Annotated in this window: 15 protein-coding genes and 1 pseudogene; 8 read left to right on the forward strand and 8 right to left on the reverse strand. The window is 66.5% G+C overall.

Annotation, left to right across the window (positions count from 1 at the left end; genetic code table 11):
- The 7 genes and pseudogenes from Q3A80_RS31415 to Q3A80_RS31445 form a co-directional block, all read left to right on the forward strand.
- Positions 1-409, forward strand: a pseudogene (locus Q3A80_RS31415) (hypothetical protein); the annotation flags it as partial.
- Positions 410-883, forward strand: coding sequence for an immunity 42 family protein (locus tag Q3A80_RS31420; protein WP_446332665.1), 474 nt, complete (start codon positions 410-412; stop codon positions 881-883).
- Between the two features lie 172 nt (positions 884-1,055).
- Positions 1,056-1,526, forward strand: coding sequence for a hypothetical protein (locus tag Q3A80_RS31425; RefSeq protein WP_446332666.1), 471 nt, complete (start codon positions 1,056-1,058; stop codon positions 1,524-1,526).
- A gap of 38 nt (positions 1,527-1,564) precedes the next feature.
- Positions 1,565-3,325, forward strand: a complete 1,761-nt coding sequence (locus Q3A80_RS31430; RefSeq protein WP_446332667.1) for a ShlB/FhaC/HecB family hemolysin secretion/activation protein — start codon at positions 1,565-1,567, stop codon at positions 3,323-3,325.
- A gap of 431 nt (positions 3,326-3,756) precedes the next feature.
- Entirely contained in the window at positions 3,757-5,586 is a 1,830-nt protein-coding gene (locus tag Q3A80_RS31435; protein WP_446332668.1) for an acyl-CoA dehydrogenase, read from the forward strand.
- A 106-nt stretch (positions 5,587-5,692) separates the two neighbouring features.
- Positions 5,693-6,673 carry an NADPH:quinone oxidoreductase family protein gene (locus tag Q3A80_RS31440; protein WP_446332669.1) on the forward strand — a complete coding sequence of 327 codons (981 nt, stop codon included), beginning with the start codon at positions 5,693-5,695 and terminating at the stop codon, positions 6,671-6,673.
- Between the two features lie 93 nt (positions 6,674-6,766).
- Complete coding sequence (locus Q3A80_RS31445) at positions 6,767-7,204, forward strand: nuclear transport factor 2 family protein (RefSeq protein ID WP_446332670.1); 438 nt, start codon at positions 6,767-6,769, stop codon at positions 7,202-7,204.
- Positions 7,205-7,287: 83 nt separating this feature from the next.
- Here the strand turns inward: Q3A80_RS31445 and Q3A80_RS31450 are convergent, their stop codons facing one another.
- Complete coding sequence (locus tag Q3A80_RS31450; RefSeq protein WP_014897382.1) at positions 7,288-7,488, reverse strand: hypothetical protein; 201 nt, start codon at positions 7,486-7,488, stop codon at positions 7,288-7,290.
- Between Q3A80_RS31450 and Q3A80_RS31455 the strand changes: the two genes are divergently transcribed.
- Positions 7,487-7,633, forward strand: coding sequence for a hypothetical protein (locus Q3A80_RS31455; RefSeq protein WP_446332671.1), 147 nt, complete (start codon positions 7,487-7,489; stop codon positions 7,631-7,633). The genes Q3A80_RS31450 and Q3A80_RS31455 overlap by 2 nt on opposite strands.
- A 179-nt stretch (positions 7,634-7,812) precedes the next feature.
- Here the strand turns inward: Q3A80_RS31455 and Q3A80_RS31460 are convergent, their stop codons facing one another.
- The 7 genes from Q3A80_RS31460 to Q3A80_RS31490 form a co-directional block, all read right to left on the reverse strand.
- Positions 7,813-8,115 carry a DUF3331 domain-containing protein gene (locus Q3A80_RS31460; protein WP_446332672.1) on the reverse strand — a complete coding sequence of 101 codons (303 nt, stop codon included), beginning with the start codon at positions 8,113-8,115 and terminating at the stop codon, positions 7,813-7,815.
- A 360-nt stretch (positions 8,116-8,475) separates the two neighbouring features.
- Complete coding sequence (locus Q3A80_RS31465) at positions 8,476-9,381, reverse strand: efflux RND transporter periplasmic adaptor subunit (RefSeq protein ID WP_446332673.1); 906 nt, start codon at positions 9,379-9,381, stop codon at positions 8,476-8,478.
- A 29-nt stretch (positions 9,382-9,410) separates the two neighbouring features.
- Complete coding sequence (locus Q3A80_RS31470; RefSeq protein WP_446332674.1) at positions 9,411-9,611, reverse strand: DUF1656 domain-containing protein; 201 nt, start codon at positions 9,609-9,611, stop codon at positions 9,411-9,413.
- Positions 9,601-11,112: an efflux transporter outer membrane subunit gene (locus Q3A80_RS31475; protein ID WP_446332675.1), complete on the reverse strand. Its 1,512-nt coding sequence runs from the start codon at positions 11,110-11,112 to the stop codon at positions 9,601-9,603. Before Q3A80_RS31475 ends, Q3A80_RS31470 begins: the two co-directional genes overlap by 11 nt.
- Positions 11,099-13,273 (reverse strand): FUSC family protein, encoded by a 2,175-nt coding sequence (locus tag Q3A80_RS31480; protein WP_446332676.1) that lies wholly within the window; start codon positions 13,271-13,273, stop codon positions 11,099-11,101. Before Q3A80_RS31480 ends, Q3A80_RS31475 begins: the two co-directional genes overlap by 14 nt.
- Before the next feature lie 57 nt (positions 13,274-13,330).
- Positions 13,331-14,284, reverse strand: a complete 954-nt coding sequence (locus Q3A80_RS31485) for a LysR family transcriptional regulator (protein WP_446332677.1) — start codon at positions 14,282-14,284, stop codon at positions 13,331-13,333.
- A gap of 534 nt (positions 14,285-14,818) precedes the next feature.
- Positions 14,819-15,307 (reverse strand): DoxX family protein, encoded by a 489-nt coding sequence (locus Q3A80_RS31490; protein WP_446332678.1) that lies wholly within the window; start codon positions 15,305-15,307, stop codon positions 14,819-14,821.
- Positions 15,308-15,367: the final 60 nt, after the last annotated feature.

Here is a 15,367-nt window from a genome sequence, read left to right on the forward strand (position 1 = left end):
AGTCGGCGACTGGATTACGGCGATCATTCCGGATCAGATAAAGGGACTCGTTGATTACGTCATTGCGGCAACGGGAGGGAGTAACAATCGTTTGCCGATTCCGGAAACTGTCACTGCTGACAATGGTCTTCAGGTCGCGTCAAACCCGAAACACACGCTCGGAATGCCGGGAAATCGACCTAACGCAGGTACTGAACCCAGCAATTCGTTGGACCTGTTTAACTCATCAATTCCGGGCGGGGACAACACGCGTTATGCTATCGACTCTCGCGGCAACATCAATCGGTTCTATTCGGACGGGAATGGCGTTTATCACTGGTCGGGTTCTACTGGCGATTCGTCCGCGCCGCTCAACGTTTCGAAGATTCCGATCGACGTCAGACGATCACTCGGTTTTAAGGGGAAGTAAATGTTATTTGGCAACCCGGACACGTTCGCCATTTGGTTCGACTCAGTTGAATCTTGGTCGACAGATAGTTTCAAGAATGGATGTTTTGGCTGTTTCATTGCAGGAGAGCTGATTTGGTCCCTGCGGTCTACGATCGGAGTTGATCTTCATGGACTGAGTCTGCTGCACGCCATAGATCATTCTGTCGAAAACGAGGAAATATTTAATTTGCCACCGGATCTCGCATATCGGCGGCTTTGCAAACTCGCGTTTCCTTCACTAGATTCGGATGCTGAAGTCAGCGATTTCACGCATCTCGTATCACCGGAGAGCCTCTCTGATGAAGGGCATTACTTGTTTCTTGTGGAGCTTGGAGAGCAGGCAAAGCTGATCGTCGGCGTCCACGAGGACATCAGCAGTGTTCGGCAAGTTATTTTGAACCGCGGAGAATTTCAAGAGGTCGTGCGCAACGCGATTGGGAAGTTTACGGTATAGAAGAATCAAATGAACGCCGAGATTCGCCACCGAGCCGAACCCAGACGACGCACTTGTGCTGGCCTGTGATAAGTAGTGGTTTCATGATGCTGTTCAGCACGCTGGAATTTGTGCCTCGGTAGCCGCAAGACCATGCAACAGTAGATCCGTATCGAGAGGCCAGGATATTGACATGACGAACATCTCATTAGCGCAGCGCTTCCAAGAAGCTAGAGCACCCAAAATTGAGGTTGACGGTCGGGAAATATACAGCTTGTATGAGGTCGATGTGTCTTCTGGTGAAACAGCACTGTCTCTTGATTTTATATCAAGTAAAAAATCGTCAATTCAAGGCGTTAAAATAAAGGCAGAGAATTGCAATGTTGAGGTTAATAATCAAATTTTGAAGGATTTTTTCATATGGGCGGATCATAGCCCTAAACATATTCCGATGAACGTCACGATTAATAAGGGCGGAAAGGCTGCCATTAAAGTTTGGAATGTTTGGAAATATGATGATGTTCCGCATGCATGGATTGGAAATTCTGGGATGTTGGTGAAAAAAGACGATCGCCATATCGTATTCCATTGCAGCGACGGCATGGGTGACCCGGATTTCGAAGACCTTGTGTTTACGATTGAGGTCGGCAAAGCGGCCAAATAGCCACGTGGTATCGAGCCAGTATAAAAACTAATCACCAAATGACAATAACCAAACAGCTGGCGACCGTGCCGTTCGCCGCTTTGATGGCGATCACCGTTCAGGCACAGCAAGCCTCGACGCCCGCCGACCAAGCTGCGGCCGCTCGCGCGAACGCGGCGCAGGACCGGCAGGCACAGCAGCAACGCGACGCGCAGCAACGCGACGCGGCGGTGCGCGCGCCTTCAATTCGTTCTGAATTGCCGCGCAATGAAGCATATCCAGCACTTCCCACCGAAGCGCCGTGTTTTCCTATCGACCGCTTCACGCTCGACGTTCCGGCCTCGTTGCCCGACCCAGCGAAGGCCGAAGGCGCATCCGCCTTACCGATGGATCGCTTTGCGTTCGCCCGGGAATGGCTGGGCCACTACGCTGGTCAATGCGTTGGCAAACAAGGTATTGACGTACTGATCAAGGGGCTGTCGCAGGCGATTCTGGCAAGAGGTTATGTCACTACGCGGGTGCTCGTTCCAGAGCAGGACTTATCGACCGGTACGCTCAAACTTTCGCTGATCCCCGGCATGATCCGCTACGTCCGCTTCGCCGACGAAAAGCTCCGCGGCACGTGGAAAACCGCTTTCCCCACCCGCGACGGTGAGGTACTGAACCTGCGCGACCTCGAACAGGGCCTCGAGCAAATGAAACGCGTATCGAGCCAGGACGTGTCGATGCAGATCGTTCCGGGCGAACTTCCTGGCGAAAGCGACGTCGTGCTGGACGTAAAGCGCGGCAAGCCGTGGACGGTCGTCGCGTCGGTCGACAACGCCGGCACGCGCGCGACCGGCAAGCTGCAAGGCAACCTGTCGCTCGGCATTGACAATCCGCTCGGCTTGAACGACGTGTTTAACGTCGGCGTCAGCCAGGATCTCGAATTCGGCGACAAGCGCCTTGGCTCGCACGGCTGGAACGGCTTCTACTCGATTCCGTGGGGCTACTGGACAGCAACGCTCTCGGCTTACACGAACACGTACTACCAGCAAATCGCTGGCGTGAACCAGACGTTCATCGCGAGCGGCAATTCGAAGACGGTCGATTTTAAGCTGGGCCGCGTGCTGTCGCGTAGTCAGAACGATGTGTTCGGTGCGTACGTTCGCCTGTCGCGTCGTTTCGGGCAAAGCTTCATCGAAGACACCGAAATCTCACAGCAGCGCCGCAATAACACGATGATTGAGCTCGGCCTGACCGATCGCCACTATTTCGGCGGCGCGCAGTTCGACGGCTCGCTTGCATATCGTCAAGGGGTCGGTGGATTGGGCGCTCAGGACGATGCGTTCGCCGCGGGGGGCGGGCCGACCTATCGCTTCAAGATGGCAGCGCTCGACGCGAACCTGGCGGTGCCCTTTGCGATCGGTAAGCAGCCATTCCGCTATGTCGGCACACTCCACGGCCAGTACACCGGGAACACGCTGTACTACATCGATGACTTGACGATCGGCAGTCGCTACACGGTTCGGGGTTTCGACGGCGAGACGATGCTGGCGGCGGCACGTGGCTTTTACTGGCGCAACGAGCTACAGGCGCCGATTGGGCAGACGGGGCAGGCGCTCTATGCGGGGCTCGATTATGGCCGCATATGGGGGCCGCAGCCGATCGCACTCGTCGGCACGCAACTGGCCGGTGCGGTGATCGGCGTGAAAGGCAGTGTCGGCACGCGGTTCGGCGCCTATGCATACGATCTTTTCGCCGGTACGCCTGTCTACAAGCCGTCGGGCTTCGAGACGGCACGCGTAACGGTCGGGTTTCAGATCACGGCGCAGTTCTGAATCCGGGGCCTGGACCTTCGCAGCGACGGGCACGCGCATCCGCAGCCTGCCGATCGCGCATCAACCGGGGAAGCACAAGGCGAGTTGATCGGCGGTCGTGCGCGGAGCAGGGCGAGTGAGCCGGCGCACGACCGCGCTGCCGGCGCTGAGCCCGGTGGGCGCACGACCGACCGTCTCCAGTCACAGATCGGCCCCCACGATACTCAGCATTGTCGCTTTCGAACGATCGTGCTAAATTCCCGCAAGCACTTGCAGTCACCGACCAATCATTCCGGCGCCGGCAACCGGTGCCGACAGGCGTGCCGACGCGCCGCCCGGCAGGAGACAGACGTGATGGAGCATGCATCGATCGAGCACCTGCAGATCGACCGGACCGTGCATCGGCGGCGGTCGGCGACGCGAGGAATGCCGGCCGCGCGGAGGGCGTCGCGATGAGCCTGCTGATGTCGCGACGCGATCTCGCGTTCCTGCTGTACGACTGGCTCGATGCCGAGGCGCTCGCGGCGTTGCCGCGTTATGCGGAGCACAGCCGCGAGACGTTCGATGCGGTGCTCGACACGAGCGAACGGATCGCGGCCGACCTGTTCGCGCCGCATGCGGCGCGCGGCGACCGCGAGGAGCCGCGCTTCGACGGCGAGCGCGTGACGCTGATCCCGGAAGTCGAGCCGGCCGTGCGGGCGTTCGCGGAAGCCGGCCTGATCGCGGCCGGCCAGGACGAGGCGTTCGGCGGGATGCGGCTGCCGAAACTCGTCGAAGCCGCATCGTTCCTGTTCTTCCAGGCCGCGAACATCGCGACGGCCGCGTATCCGTTCCTGACCGTCGCGAACGCGAACCTGCTGCTCGCGTACGGCACCCCCGCGCAGATCGACGCGTTCGCGCGCCCCGAGCTCGAAGGGCGCTTCTTCGGCACGATGTGCCTGTCCGAGCCGCAGGCCGGGTCGTCGCTGTCCGATATCGTCACGCGCGCCGACTTCGACGGCGAATCGCCGCTCGGCCCGCGCTACCGGATCACCGGCAACAAGATGTGGATTTCGGGCGGCGAACACGAACTGGCGGAGAACATCGTCCACCTGGTGCTCGCGAAGATTCCCGACGAACAGGGCCGGCTCTTGCCCGGCACGCGCGGCATCTCGCTGTTCATCGTGCCGAAGTACCTGCCGGCCGACGACGGTGCCGCGCACGGCGAGCGCAACGACGTCGTGCTGGCCGGCCTGAATCACAAGATGGGCTATCGCGGCACGACCAACTGCCTGCTGAACTTCGGCGAAGGCACGCGCCACCGTCCGCACGGACGCGCCGGCGCGATCGGCTATCTCGTCGGCAAGCCGAATCACGGCCTCGCATCCATGTTCCACATGATGAACGAGGCGCGCATCGGCGTCGGCGCGGGTGCGGTCGCGCTCGGCTACACCGGATACCTGCACGCGCTCGACTATGCGCGCAACCGGCCGCAGGGGCGCCCGCTCGGGCCGGCCGGCAAGGATGCGGCCGCGCCGCAGGCGCCGATCGTCGCGCATCCGGATGTGCGGCGCATGCTGCTCGCGCAGAAGGCGTACGTCGAAGGCGGCCTCGCGCTGATCCTGTACTGCGCGCGGCTGGTCGACGAAGCGCGCGCGCATGACGACGCGGAAGTCCGTGCCGAAGCCGCGCAATTGCTCGACATCCTGACGCCGATCGCGAAAAGCTGGCCGTCGCAATGGTGCCTCGCGGCCAACGATCTCGCGATCCAGGTGCACGGCGGCTATGGCTATACGCGCGACTATCCGGTCGAACGGCTCTATCGCGACAACCGCCTCAATCCGATTCATGAAGGCACGCACGGCATCCAGGCGCTCGACTTGCTGGGCCGCAAGGTCGCGCAGGACGACGGCGCGCTGTTGCGCACGCTCGACGCGCGCATCGGTGCGACGATCGACCGTGCGCGGGCTGCGAATGGCGACGCGCGCGTGCACGCCGATGCGCTGGCACAGCGCTGGGCACGGCTTCTGGAAGTGACGCGCGCGATGGGCGCGCTCGGCGATCCGCAGGTACGGCTCGCGAACGCGAGCGTCTATCTGGAAGCGTTCGGGCATCTGGTCGTCGCGTGGCTGTGGCTCGACGTGACGCTCGCGACGCAAGGGCGCGACGGCGATTTCCACGACGGCAAGCGTGCGGCCGCGCGTTTCTTCTTTCGCTGGGAACTGCCGAAGGTCGATGCGCAGTTGGACCTGCTGGCGAGCGTCGACACGACGACACTCGACATGCGCGACGCGTGGTTCTGAGCGCCATGCGGCACGGATGATGGACGGTATCGCGGCGCACGCCGGTCGCGCAGCGCGGCCCGCTGACGTATCGATGCGCGGGCAGGCCGCGCGAGGAGAGACGAACATGAAAGCCCTGTTGTGTACCGCCTTCGGCCCGATCGACCGCTTGCGCATCGACGATGTCGCGATTCCCGAACCGGCTGCCGGTCAGGTGCGCGTTCGCGTGAAGGCGGCGTCGCTCAATTTTCCCGATGCGCTGATCGTGCAGGGACTGTACCAGGTGAAGCCGGCGCTGCCGTTCTCGCCCGGCGCGGAATTCGCGGGCGTGATCGACGCGGTCGGCGACGGCGTGAGCGAATGGCGGCCGGGCGACGAAGTGGTCGCGTTCACCGGTCATGGCGGTTTCGCGGAGCAGTGCGTGGCCGACGTGCATCAAATCGCGGCGCTGCCGCCGGGCATGACGTTCGAGCAGGGCGCGGCGCTGGTGCTCGCGTACGGCACGTCGCTGCATGCGCTGCAGCAGCGCGCGCGCCTGCAGGCCGGCGAAACGCTGCTGGTGCTCGGCGCGGCCGGCGGTGTCGGGCTGGCCGCGATCGAGATCGCGAAGGCGCTCGGGGCGCGCGTGATCGCGGCCGCATCGAGCGCGGAGAAACTCGCGCTGTGCCGCGCAGCCGGCGCCGACGACACGATCGACTATGCGACCGAAGACCTGCGGCGCCGCGTCGACGCACTGACCGGCGGACGCGGCGCCGACGTCGTCTACGATCCGGTCGGCGGTGCATACAGCGAGGCGGCGCTGCGCGCGACCGCGTGGCGCGGGCGGTTTCTCGTGGTCGGGTTCGCCGCCGGCGAGATCCCGAAGATCGCGCTGAATCTTGCGCTGCTCAAGGAGCGCGACATCCTCGGCGTGTTCTGGGGCGACGCGGTGCGGCGCGATCCCGCGCAGCATGCGGCGAACATGCGTCAGCTCGCGCAGTGGTTCGCTGCCGGCAAGATCCGGCCCGCGATCACCGAGCGCGTGCCGCTGGCGGCCGCGGCCGACGCGATCGCGCGGATGGCGAACCGGCAGGTCAAGGGCAAGATCGTGATCCTGCCGGACGCGTGAACGCGCCGGCGCCGGACGACACGGCGGCGGCCCGGTCGGGCGCCGTCGTCGATCGCCGAATATTTTTGTGTGACGTTATCGGAGTCGTTGAGCATGCAACCATTATCGAATCTGCAACCCGCCGTCGCGAAATCGCTCGACGCTTGGCACGCGATGCTCGCACGCAAGGATTTCGGCGAGCTCCACGCGATCGTTCATCCGGACGCGGTGTTCCGCTCGCCGATGGCGTTCAAGCCGTACGGGCCGGCGCCCGCACTGCTGCTCGCGTTGCGCACGGTCGTCACGATCCTCGAGAACTTCGAATACCATCGCCAGTTCGCCGATGACGACGGCACGAGCGTCGTGCTCGAATTCAGCGCGACGATCGGCGACAAGCGGTTGAAGGGAATCGACATGATCCGCTTCGACGCCGACGGCCGGATCGTCGAATTCGAGGTGATGATCCGTCCGTTCAATGCGCTGCAGGCGCTCGGCGCGGAAATGGGCGCGCGGCTCGGGCAGCAGCTGCCGGCATTCAAGGTGGGCGGGTAAGCGGTGGTGCCACGGTCGGCGCGGCTGTCGTCGCCGGCATGACGTGAAGGCGTGCGCGTGCCGCGCCCGCGCGGCGATGCACGTCAGTGATCCTTGATCCGCACGCTATACCCGGCGTCCTCGAACGCAACGACGAATTCCTCGGGGAACAGCCACGAGTCGACCTTCACGTGCGACGTCGCGCGATCGATCTCGACCTTTGCGTCGGGGTCGACGCGCCAGATTTCATGTTCGACCGCGCGGGCAGTGTCGTCGTCGAGCGAGTGGTCCAGTACGAATTCCATGATCGGTTTCCTTTATTTCGGTGGCCGTGCCCGCACGTGCGCGAACGGCCGGGTGGCGAACGCCGTGAATGACGTCGCCGGTATGGAGCAGCATGTCGCGACGATACGCGCGAACGCGTTGAGCGATAAGCCGGCTTCCGCGTGACGCACTGTCGCCCGGCAATCAACGAATCCGGCGAAACCGCACGCGTCCGGATGGCCGGAATGCGAAACGGACGTTGCGCCGGGCGTGGTTGGCAGGCCTAACGGCACTGCACCCGCTCGCGCGAACCCGTCCCGGTTGAAGCAAGCATCGTTCCGCCGCATGCCGACGCTCGTCGCGCCTCACGTCTCGAGCGACGCGACCGCGTCGGCCGCGATCATCGCGAGATGATTCGCGGGCCGCGGCCGGCCGGTCGGACGAAACACGGCTTCGCCCTGCACGATCGCGCGGCCCGAATAGGCGCATCGTCCGTCACGCCGCGCGACCGAGCGCCGCCATTTCTGTTCGCCGTAGTGCAGGCGGCCACTTTCGACCCAGCGCACGAGCAGGGTTTCGTGCGACCACTCGAGCAGCGTGACCTGAACCTGGCTGCGGCCCGGTAACGATGTGCGCGGCGCGATGCCGACGGACGACACGGTCAGCATGATCGACCGCCGTCGAAACGACCGGCGCGATGCCGCTGCGCATCGCGCGGCGACGAACGGCCCGGCGTCGGCCGCCGCGTCGGGCACGGCGATTCATGAGTGACGCTGAACATCATGGCGAGCCTCCTGCTGACCGGCGACGCCGGCATCGATCGGATCGATCGGGACCGCATACGTTCGGCGCGACCGGTCCGGGATTCGCGAACGGACGGAGCGGCGGCGTGGCGCACCGTCCGGACCGCAGGCGAACGTCCAGTGTACGAGCGCGCGAGGGGCCGCCGGAAGGCGCGCGGCATGGAACACGGTGTTGCCCGATATCGAACACCGGCGTGCGCGGCAGCATCCTGTTGCGCACCGGCGTCACGGACGCGCGTCCGACGCGGCGTTACGCGCCGACGCGTGCGACGCCGGGCGCAGCGTGACCGTGCAGGTCGTGCCCGCTGCGAGAAATCCGTCGGCCGGCATCGCGTCCAGCCGGATGCGGACCGGCACCCGCTGCGCGAGCCGTACCCACGTGAAGATCGGATTGACGTCGGCGAGCAGCGTCGAGCCGGCCGGGTTGTCGCGATCGCTGATGCCGCGCGCGACGCTTTCGACGTGCCCGGCAAGCGACGGCCCGCCGGACAGCAGCCGGATCTCGGCCGGATCGCCGACGTGCACCTGCGGCAGCTTGGTTTCCTCGAAATAGCCGTAGACCCAGTACGAATGCGCATCGATCAGCGCCAGCCGCGCGACGCCCGCGGTCGCATAGTCGCCCGGATACAGGTTCAGGTTCGTGATGTAGCCGTCGACCGGTGCGCGGATCTCGCTGCGCGCGAGATTCAGGCGCGCGACGTCGCGTGCGGCGAGCGCGGCCTGGAAGCTGGCTTGCGCCTGGCGCGCGGCCGAGCCGGCGTCCTCGCGCACCTCGGCCGAGATCACCGCGCTGTCGAGCTGCGCGCGGCGCGATGCCTGCTGGCGGCGCATGTCGAGCTCGGCCTTGCGCAGATCGACCTGCGCGTCGGCTTGCGCAAGCGCGTAGCGAAAGCGCTCGGCGTCGATGCGAAACAGCACGTCGCCGCGCCGCACCGGCTGGTTGTCGGCGACGAGCACGTCGGTCACGATGCCCGACACGTCCGGCGCGATGTTGACGACCCGGGCGCGCACGCGGCCGTCGCGCGTCCACGGTGCATACATGTAGCGATTCCACAGCGCGTGGGCGAGCAGCACGGCGACGACGAACAGCAGCACGGTGGCCGCGACGCGGAAACAGGTTTGGGCACGCATGTCGACTCGATTCGATGCAGGGAGATCCATCATCCGGCCAGCAGCAGGCCGGCACCGCAGAACAGGCACACGAACGCGGACACGCGAAACAGCGCCGGATGCCACACGTGCCGGTACAGCCCGGTGCGCGCGAACACGCGATCGACGATCCAGAACGCCACGCCGCAGCCGACGAATGCGGGCAGTACGCCGGGCACGAGCAGTGACGCGATCGGGAATTCAGCGAACATCGGCTGCTCCTTGCGGTGGCGGCCGGGTGGCCTCGTTGCCGGCCGATTCGACACCGCCGCCGAGCGCCATCATCAGCTGCGCCCAGGTGTCGAGGCGCGCGGCGCGCACATTGGCGAGCGCCTGCTGCGCCTGCAGCAGCTCGGTTTGCGTCGACAGCACGTTCAGGTAATCCGTGAGGCCCGCGCGATAGCCCTGCGCCGCGTAGTCGAACGCGCGTTGCGCGGACGCGCTCTGCGCGTCGATATCGGCCTGCTGTCGCGCGAGCGATTGCAGCGACACGACGTGGTCGGCGACGTCGCGAAACGCCGCGAGCACCGCCTCGTTGTACGTCTCGACCGCGAGATCGTAGTCGGCGACCGCAACGCCGTAGCGGCCCTGGCGAACGCCGCCGTCGAAGATCGGCAGCGAAATCGCGGCGCCGAAACCGTGCGTCATCGCATCGTTGTTGATGAACGTGAAGAAGCCGCCGAACGCGGCCGACGCGAGCCCGGCGCTCGCGATCAGGTCGATGTTCGGATAAAAGTCCGCGTGCGCAGCGTGAATCCCTTTCGCCATCGCTTCGACGCGCCAGCGTGCGGCACGGATGTCGGGCCGGTGACCGACGAGTTCGGCCGGCAGATTCGCCGGCAGCGCAACCGGCACGTCGAGCCTCAGCGCGGGCCGCGCGAGCGTGGCACCGGCGCCCGGCCCGCGTCCGGTAAGCACGGCCAGTGCATTGCGCAGCACGGCGAGCTGCCGGTCGAGTTCCTCGATCTGCGCGCGCGTCGCGGCGACCGGCGTGCCGGCCTGGGTGAGTTCGAAGCGGCTCGCGAGCCCGGCGCGGTAGCGGCGCGCGATGATGTCGACGACGTCCAGCTGGCGCTTGCGGGTCGCCAACGCGACGTCGCGCTGGTCGTACGTTTTCGCGAACGCGACATAGGTGCGCACGACCGCGGTTTCGAGCGTCAGCCGCGCGAAGCGCGCGTCGGCCTCGGCCGCCAGCGTGCTGTCGAGCGCGCCTTCGCGTTGCGCGCGATGCTTGCCCCACAGGTCGAGCGGGTAGCCGAGATTCGCGCCGACCGAATTGTTCCAGACCGTGTTGCCGCCCGGCGGGCTGGGGCTCGCGAAGCGTGCAAAGCGCGTGCGGCCGAAGTCGGCGTTCGCGGCGAGCGTCGGATAGCGCGACGCACCGGCGACGCGCGCGAGTTCGGCGTAGCGGTCGATGCGTGCCTGCGCGACACGCAGCGCGGGGCTGCCGGCGACCGCGTCGGCGACGAGCGCATCGAGCTGCGGATCGTGCCACGCGCGCCACCAGTCGTCGCGCGGCCATGCTGCCTGCGACGCGGTCGCGGGCATGCCGTTCGCGACGGCGGCGGCATCGACGAGCGCCGCGCGCGGCGCGATGCCGCCGGTATGCGCGCACGCACCGACGCACAGCGCGGCAAACGCCGCGGCGGCGCGTGCGGCGAGGGGACGGGGCGAGCGTGCCGCACGGCGGCGCGCGGGATCAGGCGTGCGCATCATCGGATTCGGTGGAAGGGTCGGGCGCACGTTGCAGCGGGACGAGATTGGATTGCAGCGACACGAGAATGAAGTGAACGCAGTCGGCCATGTGAAACGCGGTGGCGCCCGTGAGCGGCGGCGCGGCGTTCAGCGCGGCGAGCGCGTCGGTCGCCGCGCGCCCGGCATCGCGCAGCGTCGCCGGCGACGGTTGCTCGAACACGCGCGCAACCGCCGTGCACAGCGCGCGTTCGTGCGCATGCCATGCATTGTCCGGCGGTGCGGCTGCGCCGGCGGTGCGCAGATCGACGATGCTGCGACCGATCTCGAGCGATGCGAAGCTCCACGCGAACAGCTCCTGCTGACCGAGAGGGCCGGTCGCCGGGCGGGCGGCGATCTGCAGCGTGAAATCGCGCACGCCCGCGTCGAAGCGCGGCATCAGACCGGCCAGCTCGCCGAAACACGCATCGACCGACACCAGTCGGCGCAACGCGCGCAGATAGCGTCCGGTCGCCCAGTCGCCGGCATACGGCGCGACGACGGAGTACGCGAGCGACGCGGCGACGATACCGAGAATCGACGAGAAGCCGGCATCGAGCGTCGCGGTGGGCGCATAGACGCCGGGATTCGTGATGTTGGTCAGGAAGCAGAAGTAGATGTTGAAGCCGAGACCGAACGCGGCCGTCTTCGGAAACGAATTCAGATACGCGCCGACCGCGACGAACAGCGCGAGCGCCGCGGCGAGCGGCGCGAAGCCGTCGATGTCGGGCAGCAGCACGAAATTGAACGCGACGCTCGCGAGCCACGCGGCGGTGCAGCCGAGCGCGACCTGACGTGTCGCCGCGGCCGGTGCCGGCATGATCGAGTACAGCGCACTGGCGATCGTAGCGGACACCACGGCGCCGGCCGCGCCGGTCCAACCCGATGCGATCCAGAACAGCGACACCGCGGACACCGCGACGATCGCGCGCAAGCCTGCCGCGGCGGACACCATCCGGTTCGCGGTGGTGACGATTCGCGCCGGCGCGCGCGCCGGACCCGACGCGCTTGCCGCCGGCGCAGGCTGTCGGCGGATCGCGATGAAGTCCGCGAGGTACGCGCGCAGGCTGTCGAGCGCCTGCCGCAGCAGCGACACGCCGGTCAGCGCGTCGCGCGCGGCGGGCGCGGTTCCCGGCTCGTGGCCGTCCGGCAGCCGCGCGATCGCATGGTCGAGCGCATCGACGAGCTGTTCGACGGCACGCAGGTCGAACGCGCGAGCGGGATCGTCAGGCGGCAGCACGCGCGCGACGTCGTCGCAGGCGGCGGACAGCACGTCGGCCGCGCGAGGGTCGGCCGCGCGATCCAGCCGCGCGCGATACTGGTGCAGCGCATGAAAGCGCGCGGCGGCGTCGAGAAACTGCCCGGCCATGCGCGTCATGATGTCGTTGCGCGCGCGCAGATCCGGATCCTCGAACACGGCGGCGCTGCGCAGGTTCTCGAGCTGCGCGCGCGCGGCGAGGAGCCGCAGGTAGCGGCGGCCGCGCTCGTCGTCACGTAAGGTCTGCGTGAGCGCGGCGCGCACGAAACCGATGAAGTCCGCATAGTGATCCTCGCCGGTCTTCATCAGCATCGCGCGCACGTGGCGCGGCAGGATCAGTGCGCTGACGACGCCGGCCGACAGGATGCCGAGCGACACTTCGCCGAGCCCGGTGACGACGTTGGCGATGATGTCGTACGGCCGTTCGATCGACGGGAGCGCGGCGATGCACGTCGCATAGCCGGCGAGCACGAAGCCGTACGACTGATAGTTGCGGAAGTACGCGGCGCCCCACGTGCAGCAGCCGATCCACAGCACGAGCGCGGTGAGGAACAGCACGCGCTCCTGCGGGAACGCAGCGATCAGCACGATCGCGGCGAGGTTGCCGATCAGCATGCCGATGCCGCGATAGAAGCCGCGGGCCATCACCATTCCGCTGTGCTGATGCATCATCAGGATCACGACGGTCACCATCGCCGTGCGCGGCGCCGTCAGCTCGAGCCGCATCGACGCGCCCATCGCGAGCACGACCGCGACGATGGTCTTCGCGACATGGATCAGGCGCGCGCCGTCGGTTCGCGCGTATTCGCGGCTCAGGTCGAGCAGCGTGCGCGCGGCGGATGCTGCGTGGGAGGGCCGCGTCAGCGCGCGCTTGTCCGGTGGCATGGCGTGGCGGCAGGGCGGGTCGGTCGGGACGGGTTCGACAAGGCGGCGTGCATCGCGTCAGACGGAATCGGTCGACAGCGTTTCGGCGTGCAGCTCCTTGTCCGCGGCGGCGGACCACGGCGGATCGAGCAGCGCGATGCGCACGTGCTCGATGAACAGCTTCAGCTTGTTGCTCGCATACGGATTGCGCGGATAGACCGCGTAGATCACTTCGTCCTGCGGTGTTTCATCGGCGAGCACGCGCACCAGCCGGCCGTCGCGCAGGTATTCGTCGGCGATATAGCGTGGCAGCATCGCGATGCCGATGCCTTGCACCGCGGCGTCGCACAGCGTTTCGCCGTTGTTCGACAGGAACGCGCTGCCCGGGGTGACCGCGCGCGGCTTGCCGGGGCTGCCGGGCGTCGTGAAGGTCCACGTCGCGGATGGCGCCGCATGGCTGTAGTTCAGGCAGCGGTGCTCGAGCAGCGCGTCGATCGCGGCCGGTTCGCCGTGCGCCGCGCGATAGCCGGGACTGCAGACCACGACGCGCTCGCACGCGGCGACGCGGCGCGCGATCAGCGCGCTGTCGGGCAGCCGCGCGGAGCGGATCGCGACGTCGAAGCGCTCGACTTCGAGGCTCACCGTGCGATCGTCGGTTTCCAGTGTGACGCGCAGCTGCGGATGCGCGGCGGCGAACTTCGCCACGGCCGGCCCGAGCCAGCGGCGGGTGAGACTGACCGGCGACGTGATGCGCAGCTCGCCGCACAGTCCATGCGAGCGTTCGGCGACTTGCTCGGCGACGTCCACGAGCCGGCGCATCGATTCGGACGCGGCGCGATAGAACGTGACGCCCGCTTCGGTCGGCGTCACGTTGCGGGTCGAGCGCATCAGCAGCTGCACGCCGAGCGTGCGTTCGAGATCGCTGATGCGTTTGCTGACGACGGACTTCGACAGGCCGAGCCGGCGGGCGGATTCGGTGATGCTCTGCCGCTCGACGGCGAACAGGAAGGCCTGGATATCGTCTATGTTCAGGGATTTCATGATGCGGTCCGAGTGTCGTCGGGCATGGGTCATGGACGGCCGTCTGCCGTGCGTTCGCGTATGCAGGCGTCGCGATTCGTCGGACGAATGCGTGGCGGCACGCACCGACGTCGCCGGACCACGCGGGATCGCGACGCGCGCTCGACACGCCCGCATCCGGGCGCGGCGCGAGCGGCCTCGCGCGGCCGGGGGCAGCGTGGGCGCCGCGGTTCACGCGGCCGTGTCGCCGTCGGGAGTCCGTATGGAACCAAGCGTAGAGGAACGTATCGCGTGTCGATAGACGGGCCGCGCGGTCCTCAGTGTTCCGTGCATGGAACAATCGCTCGCGCCACCACGCGGGCGGCGCGATTCGGGAACGGCAGCGCGCGCAGTCTGCCGGCGCGGCGGCCACGCGTCAGGCGATCCGGCTGACGCGATGAACCTCCACGATGTCGACGGCGTCCCGTTCGCTGAACCGGAACGCGACGATGTGCAGTTGCGTCATGTTCGTTTCTCCGATCTCGTGCGCGTGCGGGCGGATGCGGTTCATCCGACGGTGACCAGGCGGCCGGGGCCGGCGGCAATCAGGACGATGAAGCCGCCGATGATGCTGATGTGTTCGAGAAAGCCGGTCAGCATCAGCGTGCGCTGCGTACCTTGCTGGTTCCAGAAGTCGTAGAACACGATCGCGGTCGCGAGCGTGAACACGGCGAGCAGCAGCGACGCGAGCGCGGTCTGGAAGCCGGCCATGATCGCGATGCCGCACACGAGCTGGACGACGATCGTGCTGGCGAGCGCGACGTGCGGGAACGGCAGGTTCTTCGCGCGGACTTCGTCGAGGCCGTGCCGGAAGAACAGCAATTTGTTGATGCCGCTCAGCACGAACATCAATGCGATGAAAAAGCGGCCCGCGAACAGGAGATAGTCGACCATGGCGCGTTCGTATTCGTAATCGGTCGGGAGAAGCGCACCGGCGCCGCGCGCCGATGCGGTGTGGCGATGCGGTTGCGCCGGCCGTGCTTCGGACCGGCGCAACCGCGCGAAACGGCAGGCGCCGTCGCGGCTCAGCTCTTGTCGTACGAGAACTGGATGCCC

Source organism: Burkholderia sp. SR8, assembly GCF_052851275.1.